We start from the raw sequence: 19,183 nt of genomic DNA, 5'->3' as shown, positions 1-19,183 counted from the left end.
CGTGAGTTTTTACTTTTTCAACTTTTTCAAAGGTCTATAATCTGCTAGGCGTAAACAGTACCAGTCGTCTAGCTCATCATGGCTTGCACCGCATGCTTTTAGATAGAACTGTGCCAATCGCTGGCTGCTCATGTTGCTACCACGTAACACATCGACATTGCCGCGAATGACCCAATCGGAGGGATAAAGTTGAATGGCATGTTCAGCCAAGAGAAATAAGCCGGCAAAGGGGTTACTCAACCCCAATTTTGGACGAACGCGTTTCAGAAGAACGATGATGATTTCACCGTCCTCCACCCGAAAAACGAGCTCTAAGCCTTCAACTTCAATTCGATAACCAAGTTGAATTTCACTTTGTTGCCAAAAGTATGGCGTCACTTCGATCCCCGCTTGCGCCAGCGAGAGTATTAGTTTTGTTTTCATTACATCCCCACCCTTCCAAGTGGCTGAATATTGATTTGCTGGGTTAGTTCTTGAAATGACAAAACGGGCAGATCGTAGTATTCCGATTCAATAAGCTTTCGCACATATCGGCGTACATCCATAGACACAACTAGCACAGGTTTGTTCGGCATGCGGCTTAAGTCACCAATGGTCTGTTTCACATCACTGACAAATTGTTGCGTTACTGACGGATCTAACGCCAAGTAACTCCCTGCTGAGGTTTGACGAATACCGCTGCGTATCGTGTCTTCGAGATTTTGATCCAATAAGTAAGCGGGCAACATGTTTTGTCCGCTCGCGTATTTGTAGCAAATGTAACGTTTTAAGCTAGAACGAATGTACTCCGTCAGCTGTACAACATCTTTCTCTTTTTGGCCCCACTCAACCATCGCTTCCAAGATCACGCGAAGGTTTCGGATAGAAATGTCTTCAGAAACCAAGCGTTGCAAGATTTCCGTCATTTTTTGCAACGGAACAATACGCTGGGCCTCTTTAACGAGCTCCGAATAACTGCCTTCCATCTGCTCCAACAGATAACGCGTCTCCTGAATACCAATAAAGTCTTGTGCGTACTCCTTAAGAACATGAGACAAGTGGTACGTTAAAATCCTGTCGGGTGTGAGAAAACCGACATGACTGGCTACGAGTTTTTGCTCATAACTCTGCGCCACCCAAATGCTAGAAATACCAGGTAGAAAATCTTCATCTTGCTCATAAGGCACGCCTAATAAATCGATCTGTTCATTCCCTTCTGTCACCAAGAGTTGGTCTTTAACAATTCGTCCTCGTGCAACCGGGACTTCTTGTAACTGAATTAAGTACTCGCCATTTTGCATCCCCTCGTTAAAGCGCAGGTGGATGCCTGGGAAAGGCACGCCTAGGTCAAGATATAGTGCGCGTCTAACCCTTGCTAGCTCTTCATTTAATGCGACCGCTTCCAAGCTTTCCTGAAGGCTCGCGTCAAGATCAATCAACAGCGGGACCGTCATGGCGAACTCTTCTTGCTCACCTAACTTACCTTTGCTGTTTCTAGAAGGCGTGGGTTTGCTTGGCTTCGCTGCTGGCGAACCGGCCCCTTGCGAAACAAAGCTTGATAAGTCGGTGCTATCTGATTCCGCTTGTTTTTTCTGTTGATAGAAAAGGAAGAAACCACCACCACCAACCACGGCGGCCAAGACCAGAAAAGTGATTTTTGGAAACCCAGGGATGAGTGCGAACAGCACCAAAAGCACACCACCAATAAGAAGTGCTCGTGGCTGAGCAATCACCTGCCCACCAATATCCGATCCAAGATCAGAAGAGTCTTCATGAGAAACACGCGTCACGATAATACCGGCGGTAATCGCGATAAAGAGTGCCGGGATCTGCGACACCAAACCATCACCAACGGTCAAAATCGCAAATAACTCAAGTGCTTCAGAAGCACTCATGCCTTTTTGCGTTACCCCGATCGTGACGCCACCTAAGATGTTGACCACAATGATGACCAGACCCGCAATGGAGTCGCCTTTAACGAACTTCATCGCGCCATCCATCGAGCCATACATTTGGCTTTCTTTTTCAATCAGTGATCGTCGGTGCCTAGCTTCGTGTACGTCAATTACTCCAGCACGCATGTCACCGTCAATACTCATCTGCTTACCAGGCATCGCATCGAGTGAGAAGCGCGCACTAACTTCTGCTACCCTTTCTGAGCCTTTGGTGATCACCATAAACTGAACAATGGTAATGATCAGGAACACAACAATACCGACCACTAAGTTACCGCCCACAACGAAGTTACCGAATGTATAAACGATTTGACCAGCATCGCCTTGTAGCAAGATCAAGCGGGTTGTCGTGATAGATAAAGACAGACGAAACAATGTCGTGATCAATAGCACCGCAGGAAATGCAGAGAACTCAAGTGGCGTGGTGATGTAAATCGCTAACATAAGCAGCACCACCGCAATGCTCATGTTGGTGCCAATCAGCACATCCACCAGTGCGGTAGGAAGTGGCAATATCATCATAAAGACGATCGCGAGTAACATCACCGCAAGCATGATGTCTTTGCGTTGCCCTACTTTGTTTAGAATATCGATCAACTTATTCATGTGATTCACTATTTAAAGATTGCAGATAGCGTCGGTGCGCTTGGCGTGCCCCATCGACGTCATTTTGTTTCCAACGCGCTTGGCTTAAACAAAACCAGAGTCCTGCCGAGTCAGGATGAAGGTCGGATTTTAATAAGTGCTCACACACCTCAATCGTCCGGGTATATCGACCACTTTGTAAACACGCCACAGCAAGTGTTTGCATCGCCTCTTTGTGATGCGGTTCTATTTCTAGAACCGCATCGAGAATAGAAATGGCATGCTCTGGCTTTTGGTATTGAACTTGTAGCGCAGCGTGAACAAGTAAGAGTTCAATGTCTTTGGATCTCAACATGTTGGTTAGACCTGAATAAGGAGATTGAGCGCCATAGTAAGGTAACGCTGATCAAGTTGTGTACTTTGTAGCGTTTCGGATGCTTTGATAAAAGAAACGGAGCCTGAGTCCTGTGCAAGAACTTGCAGCTGAGCCAACGTTTCATCGAACTGTTGGCGGTACTTTTCTGGACGCAACAATTCTGAGTGCAACAATTTTGGCTTGGTTAACGCGATTAGGTATTGGTCTGAAGGCCTGAGGTCATAGAGCTTCTCTAAATGCGTAGCGACCGCCTGTCCATCCGGAAGTAATTGAAACCGTTCAGGGAAATCGGCCTTAACCTCACTATGAGTAACATGCGTGAAGGCTTCTATGCCTACGTTTAAAGTGCTAACTCGAGTCATGAGCCTGCCACATCGTTATGTAGACGAGCCAAAAGCGTAAACGCTTGCTCTAAGGTCGGAAGTGTTACTTCTTCTCCTTTTAGCCTTGCTGAAAAAACCAGAGTTTGCTCATCTAACAAGCCGGTTTTAATTTCGAAAGGCCAGCCTTGATCGGCATGACACAAACACAGTGCACTTTGAATCATGTCACTGGTTTGATGCCAAGATAACGCTCGAGACAACATCAAGAATAACTGCTCACCCTGTCGCTCAATATGCAGCGTACCACTTTGCTCAAAATCCAGCTGCACCCGTCCAGCTGATGAGAAATCGACGGCATCGAGCCCCATTCCTCGGCAAAATTCATCGACGGATGCATCAATCCAACTCATCTTCCCACGCTTCCTCTTCTTCTATATCAATGGCTTCGTCTAGCGCCTTTTGTACCGCTTGGATTAAATTCTGTCGTTGTTCTTCATCGGCGAATACGTCAATTGGGATTGCGCGAACTAACTTATGGAACTCTCGAAAAAAATCGATTTTTTGTTCTACCGCCGTCAATTCCATTGCGTTGGCGACTTTCCATATCTCATCACTGCTTACCCATCGCTGCTCTACCAACGCAATCACATCAGCCATCAAATTAGAAACTTGATAAGCCATAATTCGTCCTTTCCGGTTTAAACATTTGGAACAGCTGACTCACACGATCTTGCAACGTATTTAGAGTTTTGAGTTTTTGCATATCGGACATCAACCACTGCAACTTAACCGAATCGATACTGCTACCTTGAACACTAAGATCTGCACTCATGCCTTGCAGCATAAAGTCAACAGCAGTCGATACCTCCTGCTCACCAAAGCGCGCCACTACATCTTGATAAGCCGCGCCGAGCCCTTGATAACTATGAACGGTATCGCGGTAGAAGCCGCGCAGCTGATGCAAAGAGCTAAACTCTTGCTCTTGGCTGTATTCATCAGCAAAATTTGAGACACGGATTTCCGTATCAATTTGAGACCATGTATCTGGGTTTTGCTCGATTCTTAGAAGTGCTTGGTCAATCAGCGCTAGTAGGTGTTTACTTTCTGGACTCGCACTCAAAAACTTTTTAACGGCTTTTAGGGCGAGGTATTGATGGCTTTTCTCCTCGGAAAACCCATTCAAGTAGGCTTGTAATTGCGCGATGGTCGAGATATTTCCTCCCGCCATTTTTGTAGCCAAATCTTTGATCTTTTGATTCTTTTCAAGATCAGGGACTTTTCTTAAATAGTCCGAAACGAGTTCATGTGCTTCATTAACTCGAACACCACTGTCTTTCACTTTGCGCTTGGTCAGATCTTTCTCTGCTTTTTCGGAACCGAGTGAAGTGAGTTCTTCCATCGCATCAAAAAGTGATTGTGTGGCATTGTGAACACGGACGGTTTCACCGCGATAATTGCCTTTTTGTGAAACGTCGGGGCGAGACGATTCCAACCCGTTTTGGATAGACGCATCAAACTTTGGATTTGTTGCGATATGATTGTTGATAATACTCATTCACTTGCACTCCTTCCGCACAATACAGGCGAATTATAGGAAGTGCGCTTTTTTGAAGCTGTCAAAATCAGACGTGTTTTTTTAGTGCGCTTTCAGTTTTCTAAAAACTCCCGACTGATATTCACTATAAATTGATTCTTATACTTTCTATCCTCTCAGCATCAATCATTGCGCATATTTTTACCTTGAACGATTTCTCATACATCACTGATATCCAACAATCTGCGATTAAACACACGCGTTTGATCCAAATTCGCGGGCGCGTTACACAAGTCACCGGCACCATTATCAAAGCTGTCGTCCCTGGCGTTCGTGTAGGTGAACTGTGTGAGTTGCGTAATCCCGATCAAACTCTGTCTTTGTTAGCGGAAGTGGTTGGCTTCCAGCAGCATCACGCTCTGCTCACCCCGTTAGGAAATATGTTTGGGATTTCCTCAAATACAGAAGTAAGCCCAATGGGCAAAATGCACGAAGTGGGTGTTGGCGACCACCTGTTAGGTACAACGCTTGACGGGCTTGGGCGTCCTTTCGATGGTACGCAAAGTCAGGAACCAAGTGCTTGGTATCCTGTTTATCGCGATGCGCCACCACCAATGCAACGTAAACTGATTGAAAAGCCAATCTCTCTTGGCGTTCGATCCATTGATGGGCTACTGACCTGTGGTGAAGGTCAGCGCATGGGTATTTTTGCAGCGGCTGGCGGGGGTAAAAGTACCCTACTGGCAAAACTGATTCGCTCCGCAGAAGTTGACGTGACCGTTCTCGCTTTGATTGGTGAACGTGGACGCGAAGTGCGCGAGTTTATTGAGCATGACCTAGGCGAAGAAGGTATGGCCAAATCGGTTTTAGTGGTCGCTACCTCTGATCGCCCAGCAATGGAGCGCGCCAAAGCCGCCTTTGTTGCCACTTCTATCGCAGAATATTTTCGTGACCAAGGTAAACGCGTGCTACTGCTGATGGATTCGGTGACGCGTTTCGCCCGCGCACAGAGGGAGATTGGACTAGCCGCAGGCGAGCCACCAACACGACGTGGCTATCCACCTTCTGTTTTTGCCGCTTTGCCAAAGCTGATGGAACGAGCTGGACAATCAGACAAAGGATCAATTACAGCACTGTACACCGTGTTGGTGGAAGGTGACGACATGACGGAGCCTGTCGCGGATGAAACTCGCTCAATTTTAGACGGGCACATCATTCTCTCGCGCAAACTTGCGGCAATGAACCATTACCCCGCCATTGATGTACTTCGGTCAGCAAGCCGAGTGATGAATCAAATCGTTGAATCCGATCATCAGGTGTCTGCTGCTCATATTCGCGAAATGTTAGCTAAGTATGAAGAAGTTGAACTGCTAATCAAAATTGGCGAATACCAACATGGCGCAGATAGCCGAGCGGATATGGCCATTGCACAAAGTGATGATATACGCGCCTTTTTACGCCAAGGCACTCATGAACCAAGCGATCTTGATGGCGCTATCGCTCAACTTAAAGGGATGGCGAAACAATGATAGAACGCTTATTAGAAATCAAAAAAATTCGCGCTGACCGTGCGGATAAAGCCGTCAAGCGTCAAGAATACCGAGTGTCAAACGCCGCAGCACAGGTTCAAAAGGCCGAACGTTCTGTCGCGGACTATCACGTTTGGCGCCAGGAAGAAGAAGAGCGACGTTTTGCTAAAGCAAAACAACAAACGCTCGTTCTTAAAGAGCTGGAAACATTAAGACAAGAAATCGCGTTGTTAAGAGAGAGAGAAGCCGAACTTAAACAACGTGTGGCCGAGTCAAAAAAAGCGCTTGAAATCGAACGCTCGGCACTTAAAGAAAAGCAAAAAGAGGCGCGACAAGCCCATAAAACCAAAGAAAAATTCGTTCAGTTGCAGCAACAAGAAGTCGCGGAAAAATCGCGAGAAAGGCAATACCAAGAAGAACTCGAACAGGAAGAGTTTCGCACTGTCGACATTATCTAAAGGTTCACTATGCGCATTACCCCAACAACTGAAACATCGAATACGCTGCACAAATCAACGCCGGAACAAGTGCCTCTCGAGAAGGAGGCCGAGCTTCAATCACAATTCGAGCATGCAATGACGAAGAAGCCTAGCAAGGGAAAGGAGTCTATCGTTGCGAATCCCCAAAAAAATCATACTGGCGAAGAAGACATACCGCTAAGGCATAAGACATCTCAAGGTCTAGATAAGAAACTTAACCTATCGAACCAAGAAGCCAACGCTGACAAAAACACCTCCACTTTAAAAGGTAAAAGTGACGTCGTCACTAAGAGAGATATAGAGAAACCGCAAGACGACGCAGCAAATAGCGAAGAAATAATTAGCGAAAACAATAAATTGCTTAAAAATGATGGAAAAAGCGATGGCGACACAGTTCTAAGCTCCCCTTCTACCGAGCGTGTTGATCCTCACTTTCAAGCTCAAGCTCATTTGAAAGATGATAAACCGACGCCGATGGATAAACATACCTCGCCGGATTGTCTCTCTACGCTTGAATCTGGCTTGCTTCCCCAAAGTGCGACAGAGACAGAGCTCGCTCAATATGGGATTAACATTGTTGGCTTAACGAAAAAGCAAACTGAAAAAACGCACAATAAGCGTGCAACTCCGTCGCTACAGAATACAGGCAAACGACCAGACCAAACTGGTGGCCTGCCTGAAACCAAGCCTCTTGAAAAAATCGAGACGAAAAGCGCACTATTCGCCGTTAAAACGGATGAAGAAAAAGTGCCCTCTCAGCCCTTTGCAAGTGCGGTAACACAAGGCGATGTCATCCTAAAAAGTGTTGCTTCGCAGGCTCAACCAAGCCCAACGCGAGACGTAAACCAATTACTCCAGCAATTGGTGGACAAAATCTATGTTGCTCTGCCAACCGCATCGGACAACAAAGAGGTTCGGCTGTTTCTAAGTGAAGGGCAATTAAAAGGTGGTGAAATCCACATCAAGTTGGACGCTCAAGGGTATAGCGTGACGATTCGACAAGAGCATGCCCTTTCCATTATTAGCCAGCAAGCTAGACAAGATCTTGCTGAACGGCTAAACCGATTCGGCGGTGAGCAGCCACTTCGCTTAGCGATCAGCGAACAAACTCAACAGCTCGATCAACAACAACATGAACAACAACACTCACGCCAACAACGCAGCGTGTATGAAGAATGGCAAGCGGAGAATGACCTATGACGCCGTTAATAATCCCCAAAGTGGATGCAGAAAGTATCGCGCTCAGCAATCAACTTTGTGCAAAACAGTGCCACTTCCAAGGGACTGATGGTCAGAGCGTATCGATTACTGTTGCGCAAATCCCTTCATTTGAAGGGTTCCGTTTAACCACGTTGATTGGAGGGCAAACCCTACAAGTAGACTTTTCTCGTGCGCAGCTCCAACATTGGCTGAAATCGACCTTAAATGCTACTGCGTTTGAGTCCCTGCCTAACTCCCTCCAGTTAGCACTTTTGAGCTCACAGATAGAACCGCATAGTGAGGCAATCAAAGCGCTATTTGGTCAGTTACCCATTCTTAGTCAACTACAGCCGTTAGAGGCGAGCCAGGCCCAAGAGCATACTTTAATGTTAACCCTCAATAAGCCTAACGGCTCTCTTTGTTTGTGGGTTAGCGAAGGATCAGACGTGTTGTTGGATGCGCTACCAAACAGCGCTGCTCTACAAGCTCGACACCTCGCTTTACCTGTGTGGTTAAGTCTTGGAAGGACCCATTTGACGTTAAGCGAATTTAATTCGCTCGAGCTGGGAGATGTCATCTTTTTTGACGATGGTTACATCGCCAAGCAACAAGCCATTTTTCAAGTATCTAACCAGAATCTCTGGCGCTGCCAACTGGATGACCAAACTCTTCACATTATGGAAAAAGAAACCAATATGAATGACGTAAACACTTCAGAAATGTTAACCGACCACCAGCAACTGCCTGTGGAACTCACGTTTGATATCGGCCATCAAACCATCACGCTAGAGCAGCTTAACCAGCTTCAGCCAGGGTACGTATTCGAGCTAAACCAGCCTGTATCTAAGCCGGTAACATTGCGTGCCAACGGCAAAATCATTGGTGAGTGTGAACTTGTTAATGTTAACGAACATTTAGGTGTGCGCGTACTGGAGCTGTTCGGTGGCACGCAGGAGCCAGCATGATCCAGTTACCCGACGAGCTCAATCTCATTGTCAGCTTAGCACTGCTGGCACTGATCCCATTTATCGCTATGATGGCGACGTCGTTTGTGAAACTCGCCGTTGTATTCTCACTGCTGCGTAACGCTCTCGGTGTACAGCAAATTCCGCCGAATATGGCGCTTTACGGATTGGCTATCATTCTGTCAATTTTCATCATGGCTCCCGTCGGGTTTGAAACCTACGACTACGTAAAGCAGCATGATATCTCCCTTGAAGATTCTGCAAGTGTAGAAGGCCTCATTGAAAGCGGTTTACAGCCTTATCGAGAATTTTTGAAAAAGCATATTCGGGAAACCGAAGCCATATTCTTCACTGATGCTGCACGCACATTGTGGCCACAGAAGTACGTAGACCGTTTAGAGTCGGACAGTTTATTGCTCTTACTGCCCGCATTTACCGTCAGCGAGCTTACTCGCGCTTTTGAAATTGGCTTTCTGTTGTACTTACCGTTTATCGCTATTGACCTAATTGTGTCGAATATCCTACTAGCGATGGGGATGATGATGGTATCGCCAATGACGATTTCCCTCCCCTTCAAATTGCTGCTTTTTGTCTTGCTTGACGGCTGGACAAAGCTCACCCACGGCTTAGTGTTGAGTTACGGTTAATCACGGAGAAAGTATGCATTCTGCTGAAATCATTCATTTCACGACTCAAGCATTAACCCTAGTGTTGTACTTGTCATTACCGCCGATTTTAGTCGCAGCATTGGTTGGTACATTGGTGTCGCTTATTCAGGCGTTAACTCAGGTCCAAGAACAAACGTTAGGCTTTGTGGTCAAGCTTATCGCGGTCATTATTACGCTGTTCGTCACAACGCAATGGCTAGGGGCAGAGCTCCACGCCTTCGCCTCGCTTGCTATGGATAAAATTCCTCAAATACGATGAGTTATCACGACTTACACCAGGCTTTATTTTTGTACAGCCTGACGTTACCTCGGTTAATGGCATGCTTCATCTTTTTGCCTATTTTGAGCAAGCAAATGTTAGGCGGCACCATGGTGAGAAATGGTGTGCTTTGCTCACTCGCACTGTTTATATTTCCGATGATTAATCAGCAAACCTTGCCCGCAGAAACCGACGGTATTTGGCTGATAATGATTTTGGGTAAGGAGGTATTAATTGGGCTATTGATAGGGTTTGTTGCTGCTATCCCCTTTTGGGCGATAGAAGCGGCCGGTTTTCTGGTCGACAACCAACGTGGGGCTGCCATGGCAAGTATGTTTAACCCAACGCTAGGCTCACAATCCACACCAACAGCGGTATTACTAACCCAAACGCTGATTACCCTGTTCTTCTCTGGCGGTGGCTTTGTCACTTTTATCTATGCGTTATTCAAAAGCTATACATCTTGGCCGATCGTGGACTTTTTCCCAACCGTTAGCGACGCATGGGTTAGCTTCTTCTACGCGCAATTTGAACAGCTTATGTGGCTTGGTGTGTTGATGTCCGCTCCACTAGTGTTGGCAATGTTTCTTGCTGAGTTTGGTCTGGCGCTTATCAGTCGTTTTGCACCGCAATTGAATGTTTTTTTCCTTGCCATGCCAATAAAAAGTGCCATCGCGAGTGTTTTACTGATCGTGTATCTCGGAATAATGATGGCTCACTTTGAAGTACAGTTTTACGGCATTACCCGATTCGCAGAACAACTCAATACCATTTGGCAATAACGCTTAGGATTCTTTATGAGTGCAGAAAAAACAGAGCAACCCACCGCAAAAAAGTTACGCGATGCTCGACAGAAAGGTCAGGTTGCCAAAAGCCAAGAAATCGTATCGTCTGCATTAATTTTGGCGCTCATAATTGTACTGTTTGCGTTCGCCGATTATTACATGTCGCACATCTCAGCGCTTATTCTCCTACCAAGTAAGCTTGCTTATCAGGGTTTCCAAGATGCGCTAGTCGATGTCGCTATCGCCATCGCAAAAGAAATTGCCTATCTACTCGCTCCGATTATTCTGGTTGCTACACTCGTCGCCATCTTTTCCAATATGGGGCAGTTCGGATTCCTATTTAGTGGTGAGTCCGTTAAACCCGACATCAAAAAGATCAATCCCGTCGAAGGGGCCAAACGCATTTTTTCCCTCAAGAGTGTGATTGAGTTTATCAAGTCGATCCTTAAAGTCTCTCTTCTTTCCTGCATTATCTGGGTGACATTACGCGGTAACATCAACGCTTTAATGCAAATTCCAACTTGTGGGCTAGAATGTGTCCCGACCATTACTGGCGTCATGATTAAACAATTAATGATTATCTCTTCGGTAGGTTTCATCGTCATCGCTGCCGCAGATTTTGCGTACCAAAAGTTTGATCACACGAAGAAGCTCAAAATGAGCAAGGACGAAGTGAAGCGCGAATACAAAGAGATGGAAGGCAGTCCAGAAATAAAAAGCAAACGTCGTCAGTTGCACCAAGAGCTACAAGCCTCCAATCAACGCGAAAACGTTAAACGTTCTAATGTATTAGTTACAAACCCAACACATATCGCGGTTGGCCTTTATTACAAGAAAGGCGAAACGCCCCTGCCCGTCATCACTTTGATGGAAACCGATGCGGTAGCCAAACGTATGGTCGCAATCGCTAGAGAGGAAGGCGTGCCTGTGATGCAAAAAGTCCCTCTTGCTCGCGCACTATACGCCGACGGTAACGTCGACCAGTACATCCCAAGCGATCTTATTGAAGCAACTGCGGAAGTGCTTCGTTGGTTGGCCTCGTTAGAGTCCGAGGCGGACTAACAAACCACATCCCATTCAAGATCGGGGCTTACAACTGCCCAGCTTTCAACCTCGATACTTTCAACGCTATAATGCGGTATTCTTTAACTGTATGTTGTTTTTATGAAATCTAACTTAAGCATTCGCTCCTACACGAAACGTATGAGCCGACATACTCATAGTGATTATCATCAACTGGTGCTTCCTCTCCAGGGCAACATACATATTGATATGGATAGTTATGTCGGAAAGGTGGCGGTTGGCGACTGCATAGTCATCCCCAAAAGTTGTGCCCACGGTTTTAATGCCGAAGAGTCATCACGCTTTATTGTTGCGGATATGACCACTTTGCCCACTCATTTGATGGATAATAGTGTGGCTGTGTTTTCGATTAGCCCGCCTCTACTGAGCTTTATCCAGTTTGTCGAAAAGCAACTTGAGTATCAGGTTAATGATGAAATTGAAAACTCAATGGTTGCAACCTTCTATCTGTTGCTAGAGCAGCAAAAGCGGTCTCGCTCCGTAGATTCGCGTATTCGAGATGTACAGGTTGTGATCGCCGAGCAGCTTGATCAGCCACTCACCATTGCCTCATTAGCGAATGCCGCTTGCTTGAGTCCGACGCAGTTTAAAAAGCTTTTTAAAGAGCAGCTAAAAGTGAGCGTCCATAAGTACATTACACTACAACGTATGGAAAAAGCCAAAGCACTACTGACTCATACAGACCTTCCAGTTCAGTTGATAGCTGAACGAGTTGGTTATAGTGACCTTTCCGCGTTTAGTCGACGGTTTTCAATGCATTTTGGCATGTCTCCTAGAGAGTTTTCCCGGTAGTCACTAAAATAGTCCTCTGGAACAAGTATTCCGTCTTTTCAGCACAAAACTCTCTATCGCTTTCTTTTATTCTTTCTACCCTAAAACAGCCATTCACTAGGTAGAAACTACAGTGTTAAAAAAACATTTCACCGACTATCAATTAGGAACTTTATCCATACTTTTTGCTTCAACCCTGTGGGGAACGACGGGCACCGCTGCCAGCTTGGCACCGGATGTCAGTGCTCTCGCCATTGGCGCATTTTCTATGGGTATTGGTGGTTTTATGCAAGCATGTCTATCTGCGAAGTCACTGAAGAGAGATTTTCGAAAAGTCGTACATAAGAAGAAAACGTTACTGATTAGTATTATCGCCTTAGCCACCTACCCACTGGCTTTTTATTCATCAATGCGATTCGCTGGTGTGGCTATTGGGACGGTTATTTCTATCTCCACTGCACCTTTCTTTTCTGCTTTGTTAGAGTGTCTCTTTAGCCGAAATCAGACCATAACCAAGCGCTGGGTGATGAGTTTCGCAATCGGGGTCATTGGTATTACCTTGTTGTTGGCTTCTGAGTCATCCGCAAATAGCTTATTTGATCATGATATGAAGCATTGGGGTGTATTACTTGGCCTATTGGCAGGTTTGACGTACGCCATTTACTCATGGGGAGTAAAGGCTATGATTGACCACGGCATTGAATCGCAAACGGCCATGGGAAGTGTTTTTGGTATTGGTGGAGTTTTGCTTCTACCAACACTTTTCATCACGGGTGATAATCTATTTGCATCGTCAACTAATACGACGGTCATGCTCTACATGGCCTTGATTCCAATGGGGTTAGGTTACGTCGCTTTTGGGTTTGGGTTACGATTTGTTACAGCCAGTGGAGCTAGCATACTCACGCTATTTGAACCTGTTATCGCAGCAGCACTAGCAGTTGCGATTGTTGGGGAAGAAATTTCTTTCATTGGTTGGGTTGGTATAACGTTGACACTTGTGTGTTTGTTTCTTCAGTCGAAAAGTTAAATTCAACCGATATTAGCCAGCCCCAAAAAGGAACGCTGACGGTAGATAAAGTAAGGAGCAGCACCTACTCCCTACTTTACCATTTGAAATTACACCCAGCCTTCTGCCAAGTACATCAATCGCAATTGACTTGGTGAGCCTAGTTTTTCTAGCGCATCTAATTGGACGTCACTCAGGTTTGGGCATTTATCAAGATAAACTCGTCCGTTTGCTGCATCTAGGGGGAGCTTGTAGGTGAGTTTTTCGTTTATTTTACTTGTTTCCCCTTTATCAATCGCTCGAACAGCTGGCATGAGCCAATCCCAATCTTCTCCTAACAGTTTTTTAAACGCCCCGTTAGCAATAGACTCGGTTTTACTTGGTGCATCCTCTGGGCTTAGCTTCAAGATAGAGTCTACGTCAGGAACCAAGTGCTCACTTGGCTCTGAACCCAACATCTTTTTCAGTGTTAATCGAGCGGCTTCCATCTCTTGTGCTTCTTTAGGCGCTTGAGGAGAAGTCATTGCAGTATCCTCCTTAGGGCCAAGGTACGCCATTAATGCGCGGACAGAAGCCGGATCTTGCATACTGAAGGTAAAGTCTCCTTTTGCATTGGAAACTTCAAGTCTAGGTAAAACACCAGACATTTCGCCTTGCATAAGTTGCTCTTTTACTTCCGTATTTAACCCGTATGCCCCAGCTTGGTTCGCCACAAAGCCACCGCCGCTCATGATAGCAGTCGTTGCCGCAGAACCGATTGCCTCTTTTGCTATCGGTGTGACGCCCACCGTTGCTACAGAGCTAACACCGAACGTGCCCAGGCTCCCCGTCGCCATACCTAACGTAGCTCCAATGCCACCTTCAGCCGACAGTATCGCATGACCTTGAGCCAAGGTTTGCTGCATCGGCATAGAAAGACGTTGATCTCGCCCTGGCAGCTGTGAAATTTGTTCTAACTGATGATGGTAAGCCTCAGCATCACCATTTACGGCCGCTTTGTGCAGCTCTCGACCTGTAGAAATCAATAAGCCAACGCCAGGTAATGCCAAGTTAATAACGGCGTTCACACCAGAACCTTTTAGCTTTTCTTTGCCCATCTGTAACAGTTCAGCAGCGAAGCCATCCATTTTTCCTGGATACTGGGCTTCTAAACTCACCTGCATACGCGGATCTTTGCTGATCGCATCAAACGTATTTTTAAGCTGCTGGTACGTATCGCTGCTCACTTTTATTTCATCCAATAGGCTGACAACTTCTAAGATTTTACGCTCAGTAAGTGGCTCACCGCGATAGCCTGAAGGACTCACTAGGGAGTAAGCCAACAGCGCAACCTCAGGTTTTTCTTGCTTAAGTAGCGCCTGCTTTAAATCAAGGTGAGTTTTGATGTTTTCTTGGAAAAACTTAGTGTATTTGCTTCTCAATACGCCTTCGTGAATAGAAGCAAACTTATGACCTTTGTGGAATGTGGAAGGTTCTTTTACTTCACCTCTTTTACTGATCACTCGGTCATCTTTTTGCGCAGCAACTGCACGAAACTGTTCTAGATCAGGTACTGGGCTTTGGCTGATTTTTTGTGTTGTATTAACCATTTTTCTCTCCTACACACGAAGTGATTGAACATGAGCTTGTTCATGATTAGAGGTGGTTGGAATCGCTTGATCCAACATTGCGAAACGCGCTTGCCACAGCTCGGCCTGTTCAATAACTTCGTGAAACCAAGCGGTAAGGTTCGTCGTATTTAGATGCTCAACGGGTTTACGTCCTGCTAAGACAAGCTGTCGACCGTTTGGAGCCAAAGCAAGTGCGAGGCTGCCACTACCTATTCCTTGATAGTTAGCATGAGCAAGAAGCTCTAAACCTTTTAGTCGTTGTTCACCGGATTTTTCTAACCCTCCGAACGTTACAGACAACATCAAATCATCCGTATCTGTCGCGATGAAATACAACATGTAGCGATCATCGACCAGTAGCTGACAACGTTCATTTTCTTCAAAATTCAGTTCGGGCAACTCATTGAGTTGGCAAAACTCCAAGAGCAGTTGTTGAATCGTGTTCATAACTTTTTCCTTTTGTTTCAATAACTCTATTGAACAACGATTGCAGATTGAACGATGTCGGTAATGGCTTTATTTTTGTCACTTTTTCGCCTTCATTGTGAGGTTTTCCGCAGAAACCTCGCTCTAAAAACGAGTTGCCAGAGTAATAAAAAAGAGCAGCTCAGAGCTGCTCTTTCAATAAAGGTTAGATGCTTAGCATGGTGTATTTGCTCACTTCTTTTGCAGAGTGACTAACCCAGTTTATGGCTATCAAAAATGACTTCTGTTGGCGGGAACATATTCGAAACAGGTGGTCGTTGTGCATCTCCAAACATTGGTGCACCGAATGCAGATGTCGCCCACGGGTCAACAATTTTCACATCCTTACTCCACGTTGATGGATCTTTTATGTCGCTCCCCTCTTGTCGACCAACCAGTACATAAAGGTGTGTACCTGAATGACCCTTTTTAAACGCAACCACTTCTACTTTGGGTTCACTTTCAGGTGTTCCTGACATGCCTTGAATCATCTCAGCGGCGGCAGCAAAGGCAAATGTAGTACAGCAGCCGGCTTTCGCGGTTTGTACTGCCTTAGCAATGTTCTGTAGAGTGCTTAATTGCGGTGCGGTTCCTCTTTGTGCTGCAGCTTGAACTCCGTTTGCGGACATCGTCGCTCTGTGATCTTGCATGATTCGCGCTTGATCCGCGTGAAGCTCTTTTAGTCGTGGCTTTCCTTTTGTTTCATAAAACTGTGACCCCTTAACACCGAACGTATTTAAGTCCGTACAGGCAAAATCACCAAGCTTTTGAAGGTTGGCTTTATGTTCGTTGATAAGCGCGACACTCGATGAGGCTTTATTGGTTTTGGAAGAAGAGGCTGCCGTTTGTGCCGTTGGCCAATTTGAGCTAGGGCCAGACGACAATCTCTCAAGATTTTTCAGGCTCCCAAGCGTTAACTTGTTCTCACCGTTCAACACATTTTTCAGCATGAGCTTCGCAACATCTTTAGGAATACCCTGCTTAGTAAGCAGGTTCACTACAATATCTTTCGCTTTATTCTGGTGGCTAATACGCGCGCTGATACTTTTATTTTTTGGTGCACCCTCTTTAACAAAAATATCTTTGCCGTTGTGTGCTCGAACCTCTTTGTCGTCAGCCTGATTTTGTGTCGCCAAATGTGACGTTAACTGACTCAACGAGTGCATGTGCGATGTATTAATATTGACCATGTGTGATGCCTTAAACTTGAATAAATGCGTGTACGTCTGTTTGGCTAAAATCTACAACCGTGTTGTTTTGAAATAACTGTCCCCAAGTATCAACTAATTCATTCAACTGAATGATTAAGTTAGCAATGTTGGTGAGTTCACTTCCAGCCGCGATAGCAACTTGAAGAACAACGTCTTTGCGTGTTGGATTCACACAAAACTGCACACCACCTGTTTCTCGATACAAAAAGTTGTATTCAAGTAAAACTTGAAGTTTATCTAGCGTAATATCATCTTGTTCTATAAGCAGGTTTTTGGAAATCAATAACTCGCCTTTTTCCTCTACGAGCAGAACATCGACACTGTTGTTTTCAGCAAAATGCAGTGACCACATTTGATCGTCATACGCTGTCACGCGCTCAAGGTTCAGCACTTCTCCTAGCTCAGAGAGAAGCATATTAATCTTTCCTGTATCCATGTTGTGTCCTGTCTAATTTATTATAACTAAGTGACATCGATATATTTATTTCAGCGAAGCCACTTGGGTATAACGGCTCATTTAAATAAGCGAATAAGGATAAAAGAGATTTTATGGCGAGATAGAAACCGACACTTTATTTCAACGTCTCATTTTTATTGCTATTAGCCGTTTTATTGAGAAGAAAAATTAAGGTTAAGCTGGAAAATAAAAGAGCGGCAATCGCCGCTCCAAAAATTAAATAGAAGTAGAAAATCACTTAATACCGTGAAGGCTATTTTCTGCATCCATAGCTAAAGGATTGAACGAGTCGTTACGAAGTTCTGCTATCGCGTATAGCATGCGCCCCATGCGACCATTTCCATCGGTAAAGCCATGGTACCCGATAACTCCGGCGAACAAATGTTTACCTAAGTCTTTATCTTCTACAGGGTTCTCTTTCAAAAAGCCTTCAATGTGCTGCTTTAACATGCCCTCACCGCCAATACTTGACGGCAAAGTGCCACCCGAAATATTTGGCCCTCGGTAATCACGCTCAACATTAGGCACCAATCGAGCGTGTAGCTCTTTTAGGTTTTCCATATTCAATAAATCTTTACCATTAGACGCGTATTCTTTCAGTAAAGACGTAATATTTTCGGCATCGTTTCCTTTAGAGTTAGAAGCATTAATGATCCACGCCGCAGCTCTTTCAACATTATTGGTTACGCCACTTTTGTTAAACGCACCCTCCGCCAGTCCTTCAGCGTATACACCTTGGCTTAGATCGGTGCTTGCTAGACCTTCGATATGACGTTGCGCCGATTTAAGATGCATCACCTCCATATCAAACACCGCTTGCATTTGATTAATGCTACCTGCCGGGTTTTTCTGCGCTGCAGATACACCACCGCCGTAGTCTTTTACTACACGTCCAGCAAGCGACTTCGCTGCACTTTCGCCAATCAGTGATGTGAGGTTTTTACCAGAATCGGTTTCTAACATTGCCTCTGTCATCGCTCGCTCTGCTAACTGGTTTAGCTCAGCAGAGTTCGACTGAACTGATTTACTGTCTAACTTCGCAAAGGCATTTAAGACATCTGATGCGGTTTTTATGCTTCCATCTTTGAAGAACATTTGTCCATGCTCAACAGAAGAAGCAGCTTGTAAACGCTGAGCTTGTCCTTGCTCATTATCAAATACGGCTTTTGTAAGGGCTTTCGCTACCGATTGTGGGCTACCTTCGCGAAACAGTTTTCCTGTCGCTTCAAAAAATCGCGCTACTGCACCATTCGTAGGATTGGCGCGAGTAAATTCTTGGGTCGCTGCGTTGATTTGGTATTCTTTGCCACCAATACTCAGCTTACCTTGGTTAAGTATCTCGTTACGAGCTTGCGGCATGGCAGCCTGCAACGCGCTAACACTTCCAAAACTGATCATGTTTTAAACCCTTAATGTGGAAAAATGAGTGGTATTCGTTTCCGGTACTTCGGTTGTTTTATTGGTTACTTCTTGTGTATTCGCACTTTTTAACCACTCGATGAAATTCGCAAATGACTCATCGAAAAAAGATGCAGTTAGCAGTTGCTGAGGCAGGTGTATGAAACCGATATATCCGGTCTCTTCCTCCCAGCATACCGCTGGAGAGCCTTGCGTTAAGGCATCTTTCATATGTTGATGCAAAATATCAGCACTCGGTTTATTACCTGAAATCAGCCCGATAAGCGTCACACGATCTTCTTGTGCACGAATTGTGATTGCTGTGTTTTGCTCAACGAGTAGATGGCAACAATCATCCTCATCAAAAACCAACGGCTCCAATTGGCAGCGGCTGGCAAAATCTGTCAGTAAAGAAGTTATAAATCCATTAGCCATTCGACTAAATAATCCTATTTTTGTTGTTTTAGATGCGCTGCTTAGTTGCAAGACTTATCAACTAAGCAGCTTTCTTAGGTGTATTCTTAAGGATTTATGGCAGTGAA

General features: G+C 45.3%; 23 protein-coding genes. 10 read left to right on the top strand and 13 right to left on the bottom strand.

The window, feature by feature from the left end:
* Window positions 1-9: 9 nt before the first annotated feature.
* From R7P67_RS13875 to sctW, 7 genes are read right to left on the bottom strand one after another with little or no spacing between them, the layout of a single operon-like run.
* On the bottom strand, window positions 10-423 hold the full coding sequence (locus R7P67_RS13875; RefSeq protein WP_053304394.1) for an LcrR family type III secretion system chaperone: 414 nt from the start codon (window positions 421-423) through the stop codon (window positions 10-12).
* Window positions 423-2,549: a SctV family type III secretion system export apparatus subunit VcrD gene (gene vcrD / locus R7P67_RS13870; RefSeq protein ID WP_086013006.1), complete on the bottom strand. Its 2,127-nt coding sequence runs from the start codon at window positions 2,547-2,549 to the stop codon at window positions 423-425. Before vcrD ends, R7P67_RS13875 begins: the two co-directional genes overlap by 1 nt.
* Window positions 2,533-2,874, bottom strand: a complete 342-nt coding sequence (vscY, locus tag R7P67_RS13865) for a type III secretion system chaperone VscY (protein ID WP_158156522.1) — start codon at window positions 2,872-2,874, stop codon at window positions 2,533-2,535. The genes vcrD and vscY overlap by 17 nt, the downstream gene beginning before the upstream one ends.
* 5 nt (window positions 2,875-2,879) lie before the next feature.
* Window positions 2,880-3,257, bottom strand: a complete 378-nt coding sequence (vscX, locus tag R7P67_RS13860) for a type III secretion system protein VscX (protein WP_064368455.1) — start codon at window positions 3,255-3,257, stop codon at window positions 2,880-2,882.
* Window positions 3,254-3,628, bottom strand: coding sequence for a type III secretion chaperone SycN (gene sycN, locus R7P67_RS13855; RefSeq protein WP_005388159.1), 375 nt, complete (start codon window positions 3,626-3,628; stop codon window positions 3,254-3,256). Before sycN ends, vscX begins: the two co-directional genes overlap by 4 nt.
* Complete coding sequence (locus R7P67_RS13850; protein WP_005377239.1) at window positions 3,615-3,899, bottom strand: TyeA family type III secretion system gatekeeper subunit; 285 nt, start codon at window positions 3,897-3,899, stop codon at window positions 3,615-3,617. The genes sycN and R7P67_RS13850 overlap by 14 nt, the downstream gene beginning before the upstream one ends.
* Window positions 3,880-4,773, bottom strand: a complete 894-nt coding sequence (gene sctW / locus R7P67_RS13845) for a type III secretion system gatekeeper subunit SctW (RefSeq protein ID WP_017821331.1) — start codon at window positions 4,771-4,773, stop codon at window positions 3,880-3,882. Before sctW ends, R7P67_RS13850 begins: the two co-directional genes overlap by 20 nt.
* 185 nt (window positions 4,774-4,958) lie before the next feature.
* On the opposite strand from sctW, the gene vscN reads away from it, so the two are divergent.
* The 10 genes from vscN (at window position 4,959) to R7P67_RS13795 (ending at window position 13,521) form a co-directional block, all read left to right on the top strand.
* Window positions 4,959-6,281, top strand: coding sequence for a SctN family type III secretion system ATPase VscN (gene vscN / locus R7P67_RS13840; protein WP_130546116.1), 1,323 nt, complete (start codon window positions 4,959-4,961; stop codon window positions 6,279-6,281).
* Window positions 6,278-6,739, top strand: a complete 462-nt coding sequence (locus tag R7P67_RS13835) for a type III secretion protein (protein WP_005377236.1) — start codon at window positions 6,278-6,280, stop codon at window positions 6,737-6,739. The genes vscN and R7P67_RS13835 overlap by 4 nt, the downstream gene beginning before the upstream one ends.
* Before the next feature lie 9 nt (window positions 6,740-6,748).
* Complete coding sequence (locus R7P67_RS13830; protein ID WP_206970889.1) at window positions 6,749-7,960, top strand: type III secretion system needle length determinant; 1,212 nt, start codon at window positions 6,749-6,751, stop codon at window positions 7,958-7,960.
* A complete protein-coding gene (gene vscQ / locus R7P67_RS13825) occupies window positions 7,957-8,925 on the top strand; it encodes a SctQ family type III secretion system cytoplasmic ring protein VscQ (protein ID WP_017634547.1) in 969 nt (322 codons plus the stop codon). Before R7P67_RS13830 ends, vscQ begins: the two co-directional genes overlap by 4 nt.
* Complete coding sequence (vscR, locus tag R7P67_RS13820) at window positions 8,922-9,572, top strand: SctR family type III secretion system export apparatus subunit VscR (protein ID WP_005377232.1); 651 nt, start codon at window positions 8,922-8,924, stop codon at window positions 9,570-9,572. The genes vscQ and vscR overlap by 4 nt, the downstream gene beginning before the upstream one ends.
* A gap of 13 nt (window positions 9,573-9,585) precedes the next feature.
* Window positions 9,586-9,852, top strand: coding sequence for a SctS family type III secretion system export apparatus subunit VscS (vscS, locus tag R7P67_RS13815; RefSeq protein ID WP_005377227.1), 267 nt, complete (start codon window positions 9,586-9,588; stop codon window positions 9,850-9,852).
* The gene (sctT, locus tag R7P67_RS13810; RefSeq protein WP_262646216.1) at window positions 9,849-10,634 is read left to right on the top strand and encodes a type III secretion system export apparatus subunit SctT; all 786 of its coding nucleotides are present in this window, start codon (window positions 9,849-9,851) and stop codon (window positions 10,632-10,634) included. Before vscS ends, sctT begins: the two co-directional genes overlap by 4 nt.
* A gap of 15 nt (window positions 10,635-10,649) precedes the next feature.
* The gene (gene vscU, locus R7P67_RS13805) at window positions 10,650-11,699 is read left to right on the top strand and encodes a SctU family type III secretion system export apparatus subunit VscU (RefSeq protein ID WP_318086003.1); all 1,050 of its coding nucleotides are present in this window, start codon (window positions 10,650-10,652) and stop codon (window positions 11,697-11,699) included.
* A gap of 102 nt (window positions 11,700-11,801) precedes the next feature.
* Window positions 11,802-12,512 (top strand): helix-turn-helix domain-containing protein, encoded by a 711-nt coding sequence (locus tag R7P67_RS13800; RefSeq protein WP_213871878.1) that lies wholly within the window; start codon window positions 11,802-11,804, stop codon window positions 12,510-12,512.
* Between the two features lie 112 nt (window positions 12,513-12,624).
* Window positions 12,625-13,521 (top strand): DMT family transporter, encoded by an 897-nt coding sequence (locus R7P67_RS13795; RefSeq protein ID WP_154204541.1) that lies wholly within the window; start codon window positions 12,625-12,627, stop codon window positions 13,519-13,521.
* Between the two features lie 89 nt (window positions 13,522-13,610).
* Here R7P67_RS13795 and R7P67_RS13790 read toward each other — a convergent pair whose 3' ends face one another.
* The 6 genes from R7P67_RS13790 to R7P67_RS13765 all read right to left on the bottom strand — a co-directional run bounded on the left by R7P67_RS13790 (window position 13,611) and on the right by R7P67_RS13765 (window position 19,076).
* Window positions 13,611-15,089, bottom strand: coding sequence for a CesT family type III secretion system chaperone (locus R7P67_RS13790; protein WP_318086002.1), 1,479 nt, complete (start codon window positions 15,087-15,089; stop codon window positions 13,611-13,613).
* Window positions 15,090-15,098: 9 nt separating this feature from the next.
* On the bottom strand, window positions 15,099-15,557 hold the full coding sequence (locus R7P67_RS13785; protein WP_005387141.1) for a CesT family type III secretion system chaperone: 459 nt from the start codon (window positions 15,555-15,557) through the stop codon (window positions 15,099-15,101).
* Window positions 15,558-15,787: 230 nt separating this feature from the next.
* Window positions 15,788-16,765, bottom strand: coding sequence for a type III secretion system effector VopR (gene vopR / locus R7P67_RS13780; protein WP_054579503.1), 978 nt, complete (start codon window positions 16,763-16,765; stop codon window positions 15,788-15,790).
* A 10-nt stretch (window positions 16,766-16,775) separates the two neighbouring features.
* Window positions 16,776-17,222: a type III secretion system chaperone gene (locus R7P67_RS13775; protein ID WP_033906168.1), complete on the bottom strand. Its 447-nt coding sequence runs from the start codon at window positions 17,220-17,222 to the stop codon at window positions 16,776-16,778.
* Between the two features lie 255 nt (window positions 17,223-17,477).
* A complete protein-coding gene (locus R7P67_RS13770) occupies window positions 17,478-18,641 on the bottom strand; it encodes a VopS family T3SS effector adenosine monophosphate-protein transferase (RefSeq protein WP_005377207.1) in 1,164 nt (387 codons plus the stop codon).
* Between the two features lie 3 nt (window positions 18,642-18,644).
* Window positions 18,645-19,076 (bottom strand): type III secretion system chaperone, encoded by a 432-nt coding sequence (locus R7P67_RS13765; RefSeq protein ID WP_005377206.1) that lies wholly within the window; start codon window positions 19,074-19,076, stop codon window positions 18,645-18,647.
* Window positions 19,077-19,183 lie beyond the last annotated feature (107 nt).

The organism is Vibrio sp. Vb0937, assembly GCF_033338855.1.
Note: the sequence above shows the minus strand (reverse complement) of the source record. Positions and strands in the feature narration are given on the sequence as shown.

Coding starts and splice junctions, on each gene's coding strand:
- R7P67_RS13875 (WP_053304394.1), bottom strand. CDS start 423: ATGAAAACAAAACTAATACTCTCGCTGGCGCAAGCGGGGATCGAAGTG.
- vscY (WP_158156522.1), bottom strand. CDS start 2,874: ATGTTGAGATCCAAAGACATTGAACTCTTACTTGTTCACGCTGCGCTA.
- vscX (WP_064368455.1), bottom strand. CDS start 3,257: ATGACTCGAGTTAGCACTTTAAACGTAGGCATAGAAGCCTTCACGCAT.
- sycN (WP_005388159.1), bottom strand. CDS start 3,628: ATGAGTTGGATTGATGCATCCGTCGATGAATTTTGCCGAGGAATGGGG.
- R7P67_RS13850 (WP_005377239.1), bottom strand. CDS start 3,899: ATGGCTTATCAAGTTTCTAATTTGATGGCTGATGTGATTGCGTTGGTA.
- sctW (WP_017821331.1), bottom strand. CDS start 4,773: ATGAGTATTATCAACAATCATATCGCAACAAATCCAAAGTTTGATGCG.
- R7P67_RS13835 (WP_005377236.1), top strand. CDS start 6,278: ATGATAGAACGCTTATTAGAAATCAAAAAAATTCGCGCTGACCGTGCG.
- R7P67_RS13830 (WP_206970889.1), top strand. CDS start 6,749: ATGCGCATTACCCCAACAACTGAAACATCGAATACGCTGCACAAATCA.
- vscQ (WP_017634547.1), top strand. CDS start 7,957: ATGACGCCGTTAATAATCCCCAAAGTGGATGCAGAAAGTATCGCGCTC.
- vscR (WP_005377232.1), top strand. CDS start 8,922: ATGATCCAGTTACCCGACGAGCTCAATCTCATTGTCAGCTTAGCACTG.
- vscS (WP_005377227.1), top strand. CDS start 9,586: ATGCATTCTGCTGAAATCATTCATTTCACGACTCAAGCATTAACCCTA.
- sctT (WP_262646216.1), top strand. CDS start 9,849: ATGAGTTATCACGACTTACACCAGGCTTTATTTTTGTACAGCCTGACG.
- vscU (WP_318086003.1), top strand. CDS start 10,650: ATGAGTGCAGAAAAAACAGAGCAACCCACCGCAAAAAAGTTACGCGAT.
- R7P67_RS13800 (WP_213871878.1), top strand. CDS start 11,802: ATGAAATCTAACTTAAGCATTCGCTCCTACACGAAACGTATGAGCCGA.
- R7P67_RS13790 (WP_318086002.1), bottom strand. CDS start 15,089: ATGGTTAATACAACACAAAAAATCAGCCAAAGCCCAGTACCTGATCTA.
- R7P67_RS13785 (WP_005387141.1), bottom strand. CDS start 15,557: ATGAACACGATTCAACAACTGCTCTTGGAGTTTTGCCAACTCAATGAG.
- vopR (WP_054579503.1), bottom strand. CDS start 16,765: ATGGTCAATATTAATACATCGCACATGCACTCGTTGAGTCAGTTAACG.
- R7P67_RS13775 (WP_033906168.1), bottom strand. CDS start 17,222: ATGGATACAGGAAAGATTAATATGCTTCTCTCTGAGCTAGGAGAAGTG.
- R7P67_RS13770 (WP_005377207.1), bottom strand. CDS start 18,641: ATGATCAGTTTTGGAAGTGTTAGCGCGTTGCAGGCTGCCATGCCGCAA.
- R7P67_RS13765 (WP_005377206.1), bottom strand. CDS start 19,076: ATGGCTAATGGATTTATAACTTCTTTACTGACAGATTTTGCCAGCCGC.